5 protein-coding genes and 1 pseudogene are annotated in these 5,090 nt (G+C 52.5%); 3 read left to right on the top strand and 3 right to left on the bottom strand.

What is annotated here, in order from left to right; genetic code table 11:
• Nucleotides 1–55 precede the first annotated feature (55 nt).
• From MVK46_RS10105 to MVK46_RS10095, 3 genes are all read left to right on the top strand, one after another.
• Nucleotides 56–262 carry a hypothetical protein gene (locus MVK46_RS10105; RefSeq protein ID WP_297536559.1) on the top strand — a complete coding sequence of 69 codons (207 nt, stop codon included), beginning with the start codon at nucleotides 56–58 and terminating at the stop codon, nucleotides 260–262.
• Nucleotides 263–340: 78 nt separating this feature from the next.
• Nucleotides 341–1,168 (top strand): aldo/keto reductase, encoded by an 828-nt coding sequence (locus MVK46_RS10100; RefSeq protein WP_297536557.1) that lies wholly within the window; start codon nucleotides 341–343, stop codon nucleotides 1,166–1,168.
• Nucleotides 1,168–3,024: an aldehyde ferredoxin oxidoreductase family protein gene (locus MVK46_RS10095; RefSeq protein ID WP_297536555.1), complete on the top strand. Its 1,857-nt coding sequence runs from the start codon at nucleotides 1,168–1,170 to the stop codon at nucleotides 3,022–3,024. The genes MVK46_RS10100 and MVK46_RS10095 overlap by 1 nt, the downstream gene beginning before the upstream one ends.
• Here MVK46_RS10095 and MVK46_RS10090 read toward each other — a convergent pair.
• The 3 genes and pseudogenes from MVK46_RS10090 to MVK46_RS10080 all read right to left on the bottom strand — a co-directional run.
• Nucleotides 3,002–3,529, bottom strand: coding sequence for a hypothetical protein (locus MVK46_RS10090; RefSeq protein WP_297536553.1), 528 nt, complete (start codon nucleotides 3,527–3,529; stop codon nucleotides 3,002–3,004). The two genes, MVK46_RS10095 and MVK46_RS10090, sit on opposite strands and share 23 nt — an antisense overlap.
• Nucleotides 3,526–4,512 (bottom strand): hypothetical protein, encoded by a 987-nt coding sequence (locus MVK46_RS10085; RefSeq protein WP_297536551.1) that lies wholly within the window; start codon nucleotides 4,510–4,512, stop codon nucleotides 3,526–3,528. Before MVK46_RS10085 ends, MVK46_RS10090 begins: the two co-directional genes overlap by 4 nt.
• A 204-nt stretch (nucleotides 4,513–4,716) precedes the next feature.
• Nucleotides 4,717–5,090 (bottom strand): annotated as a pseudogene (locus tag MVK46_RS10080) (tRNA-binding protein); the annotation flags it as partial.

Below are 5,090 nucleotides of genomic sequence, written 5' to 3'. Positions count from 1 at the left end.
TGATTGACAACGACGTTGTTAAGAGCCTAAAGGAGTAAAGGAGGAGTGGTGAAAAATGCCGTGGGGTGAGCATATGGCAACTCCAAGTGGTTGGATTTCAGTCATAATAGGGCTTATCCTGCTCGTTATACTCGTGTTCGCGTTTTACCAGATGAACAAGTCACTTCACGAACTTAAAATTGAGCTTGAGCGGCTCAGGACGGCTTTGGAGGAGACAAAGAGGAACACGGAGGAGGTCAGAAAGAAGCTCGAGGAAGTTTGATTCCCATTTTTGTCCATCTTAGCGTTCAAACGGAAACCTTAAAAGAGGTTAAACGCTTCTATTTTATTAGGTGATAGTGTGGGCGTTTTTGAGGATTTGAAGGTTATAGGTGCCGACAGGGTCACAGCGATTGGCCTCGGCACCTGGGGAATAGGCGGCTACGAAAGACCCGATTACTCGCGCGACAGGGAAAGCGTTGAGGTTCTCCGCTACGGCCTTGAGCTGGGAATTAACCTCATAGACACCGCCGAGTTCTACGGCGCCGGCCACTCGGAGGAGCTCGTCGGAAGGGCCATCGAGGGCTTTGACCGGGACGAGCTTTTCATCATCAGCAAGGTCTGGCCCACGAACTTCGGCTACGAGAGGGCGAAGAGAGCGGTAAGGGCGAGCGCGAAAAGACTGGGCACGTACATTGACCTGCACCTCCTCCACTGGCCCGGCGACAGCTGGAGGAAGATAGAGGAAACTTTACACGCGTTGGAAGAACTCGTTGATGAGGGTCTCATCCGCTACATCGGCGTCAGCAACTTCGATTTGGAGCTTCTCAAGCGCTCCCAAGAGGCAATGAGGAAGTACGAAATCGTTGCCAACGAGGTGAAGTACTCCCTTCGCGACCGCTGGCCCGAAACGAGCGGTCTGCTCGACTACATGAAGCGGGAAAAGATTGCACTAATAGCTTACACCCCGCTGGAGAAGGGTTCCCTCGCGAGGAACCCATGCCTGGCCGAGATTGGGAGAAAATACGGAAAAACATCGACCCAGGTCGCGCTAAACTACCTGATATGGGAGGAGAACGTTATAGCGATTCCCAAGGCCGGCAGGAAGGAGCACGTGGAAGAGAACGCGGGAGCTATGGGCTGGAGGTTGAGCAGGGAAGATAGGGAGAAAGCCCGGAGGTGTGTTTGATGTACGGATACAAAAACAGGATAGCTCGCGTGAACCTGACCGAGGGAAAGGTCACCTACGAGGAACTTCCCGATGAGGTGATAAGGAAGTTCGTCGGCGGAAAGGGCCTCGGCTACTACCTGATTTACCGGGAGGTTCCGCCGGGAACCGACCCGCTCAGCCCGGCCAACAAGTTCGTCTTCGCGACCGGTGGATTAACCGGCCTCATTCCGGGTTCGAGCAAGGTCATAGCCGTTAGCAAGAGCCCCGAGACGAGGCTAATCAGCGATTCAAGCGGTGGAGACGCCTTCGGACCCAAGCTCAAGGGCCACTTCGACGCGGTAATCATCGAGGGGAAGGCGGAAGAGCCGGTTTACCTCCACGTCCACGATGGGGAGGTCGAAATCCGGGATGCGAAGCACCTCTGGGGCAGGGGCAACTACGAGGTTGCCAAAGAACTCTGGAGAGAGCATCCGAAGGCGAGCTTAGCTTTAATTGGCCCGGCCGGCGAGAGGCTCAGCAGGATTGCCAACGTGATTTACGACACCGAGCGCGCGAGCGGAAGGGGCGGTCTTGGAGCCGTCCTCGGGAGCAAGAAGGTTAAGGCCGTTGTGGTTGAGCCCGGTGAAAAGCCGGAGGTTGCCAGCCCGGAGGAGTTCCAGAAACTGTGGCAGGAGTTCTACGAGCACTTCGCGACCGACCCGAAGTACGAGCACCTGAGGAACTACGGGACGAGCGACGGGGTCAGGAGCTCCGCCTCGCTCGGAATGAGCCCGGCCTACAACTTCTCAAGGCCTTACATTCCGGAGGAGCTGGCGGAGAGTCTGAGCGGGGACGAGGTCAAGAAGTACGAGATAACTCCAGAGTGGTTCGTCCACGGCAAGAGTTGTCCGATTAAGTGCGCCAGGTATGTAGAGGTCGAATACAAGGGCAGGAAAATCCGCGTCAAGCCCGAGTACGAGAGCATCGCGATGCTTGGAGCGGCAACGGGCGTCTTCAACTTTCCAGCGGTGGCCTACTTCAACTGGCTCGTCAACAACCTCGGCCTCGACAGCATAGCGGCGGGCAACACGATAGCATGGTTCTTCGAGCTGGTCGAGAGGGGCCTCATAAGCGAGGAGGAGATAGGGTTCCCGGTCAGGGGCTTCGGCGACGAGGGGGCTGAGGAAAAGCTCATCAAGCTGATGGCCGAGAGGAAGGGCATCGGGGCGATTCTTGCCGATGGTGTAAAGAGGGCCTGCGAGAGGCTCGGTAGAGGTTGCGAGTTCGCCGTGCACGTGAAGGGCATGGAAGCGCCCGCATGGGACCCGCGCGGAAGGAGAACCTACGCCCTCAGCTACGCCACCGCTGACGTCGGGGCCTCCCACCTGAGGGGCTGGCCGAGGCCCCATCAGCTGCCGAACCAGGGACCCGCTAAAGAGCTCGTGCCTTCGCTCATAGAGGGCAGGGACGAAAGCTACATCACCGACATGCTCGGGGTCTGCAAGTTCGTGTCCTACAAGATGGAAGACCTGGCGAGGTTCTACTCGCTCGCGACCGGCGAGGAATGGACGGTCGAGAGGCTCAGGAAAATTGCCCAGGCTGTTGAGAGCATCGCCAGAATCCACGACGCCCTCGACTGGGTGACGCCTCCGCTCGACGACACGATTCCACCGCGCTGGTGGGAGCCGGAGCCAGACGGCCCGGCCAAGGGCAACAAGGCCTTCATCGACTACAACGACTTCCTCGAGGCCAGAAAGGAGTTCTACAGGCTCAGGGGCTGGCACGAGGAGCTCGGCGTCCCGTTGCCGGAGACGATGGAAGAGCTCGGCTATCCGGAGTTCAAGGAAGACGCGGAGCGGGCTTTGGAGGCCGTCAGGAAGAGGGTTGGGATTTAGCTTTCTCCCTGCTTTTTACGATTCTCCCTGCGATTTTGATGTAGATGAAACCAGGTTTCTCAGGAAGGCCAATGCGGGAGTATATCCAGCCCCGAAACAGTCCATCGACGGTGGAGGCAACAGTGATTGCCACGATGAAGGCTGGAAAACCACAGGCAACGTAGAGAAGCCCGCTTATGTAACCACCCACCGGAATCACGACACCGAACATCACAATCGAATCGAGAAGAATCCAAGGAATCAAGGACTGGGCAACTCTCTCGGCGGCCCATGAGGGAAGACCCCTTTCGACGTTCTTTTTTGAGAACTCAAGGTACGTACCGTGAGCGTAAAGAACGCCAAAGATGATGCCAAACTTCAACCAGCTCCCTAAGAGATGCCAGAAGTCGCTCTTGTAAACCGCCTCAACCGCAACGAGGCTCCCGAATATCAGGACTGAGACAAACCCCCTGACAAAAGTGGAAAGAAAGCGGGCAATCTTCAGGACATTCCTCTCCAGTGTCATTTGGCGTTTCCTCCATACAAGTTTACTGGGCATATCCCTTTAAAGCATGGTGGCTGTGGTGATGTTCTTTCTGGATAGTCACTTGGAGTTATTGAGATTTTATTGAAGCTAGTGCTCTTCATCCATTCGTGAGGTTCAACTACAGATGGACCAAGTTCATAGACTGCCAGATTTATCGTTCCAGTCAGGATGAGACTCCCTAAAGGCGATGAAGGTGGGAACAAGGCAGATAAAGTTAAAAGTGCTGTTAAAGTTCCAGATCCAATCCATTGCCAAGTGTGAATGTATGCCATAATGAAAGGAAGTTTGCTACCATAGAACTTGGTTATTGGTGTAAATCCAACGTAGATAGTTCCTTCATTTACTAAGTTTTCGGGAACCTCAATTATGACTTCTCTAAATCTAAACGCGGTTCTGCCAACCTTTTTTTCAATGAGAATATTGGGAACCTGAACGCTAATGGCATCTTCGTTTGGAGCTTCCACGTAAACTGAAGGCTTGTCATCCTGCATTAATTGGCACCAAGAAGTTTCTTCTTGGCAAAATCCTGTAGTTTTGTTAACCTCCCAGGGAATTAAAATGACTATCTTATCAGGTGTTCCTGCATTTGGTATGCTGTTATACCCAATATCTGCATGCCAAGTAAATGCCAAATATACAATTCCCTTATAGCTATATGATATTGACTTGTTAAAGCTCATAGTTACTTGGTCTTCATCAAAGAACCATTCTGGCTCTGGCTCATATGGTGGATAAGTGGACATTTCTTTGTTTATTCCTATTGTTTCTTTTCTCTTTTTGATAATTGATGGAGAGATAAAAATGTTTTTATTTACATTAGTTACATTAGTCGCGTTAATGACCCAAGCTGGGTTTTCAGGAGAGACTACAACCCCTCGGTATACTGTGGCACTAACACTACCAACTCCCATTGTGATAACTAGCAGTCCCAACAGGACTGCGAACAATGACTTCCATCTCAAGTGGTCCACCTCCTAAGAGTTTTTCATAACACTTATTAACGTTAGCATATATAAGCTTTTTCTTTTACTATTGGTAAAATTTTTTCCTTTTTTTCAAGTATAAATTTATTCAGAGTTGGGTTTTACGATTGAGATAAGCCAAAAGAAAGAAGAGTAATCAAGTAGGCTAGTGAATACATCGGAACAGGAACAAAAAGCGAAAAGTCACCCCTTCAAGAACGCCTCGACCAAGTTCCTCGTCTCGTTTAAGGCTTCCAGCGGAATGCCCTTGGGCAGGCCACCGATTTCGCCTTTCACATCTTTGAGAACGCCCTCTCCAGCGCCGAGGAACATGCCCTCACTGACTATTCCCCTGAAGTTGGCCGGCGGGAGCAAAGCGACCGCCACGCGGTTTCCTTCCTTAACCGTTAAGTCGTTGGTGACGACGGTAATGGCTCGGTCGCCGATGTTGACGTTGGTGACGAGAAGCCTGTCGGCGTTGGGATGCTTGGCGACGCTCATAACCTCACCGACCTTTATATCAACGGCTATGACCGGGTCGTTTATCTTTCCGAGGGCAAGCCTTTTGTCGAGGCCGA

The sequence above is a fragment of the Thermococcus sp. genome (genome assembly GCF_027066465.1).
In the GTDB taxonomy this organism is placed as follows: domain Archaea; phylum Methanobacteriota_B; class Thermococci; order Thermococcales; family Thermococcaceae; genus Thermococcus.
The sequence above is the reverse complement of the archived record's forward strand: the minus strand, read 5'-3'. Positions and strand labels throughout refer to the sequence as shown.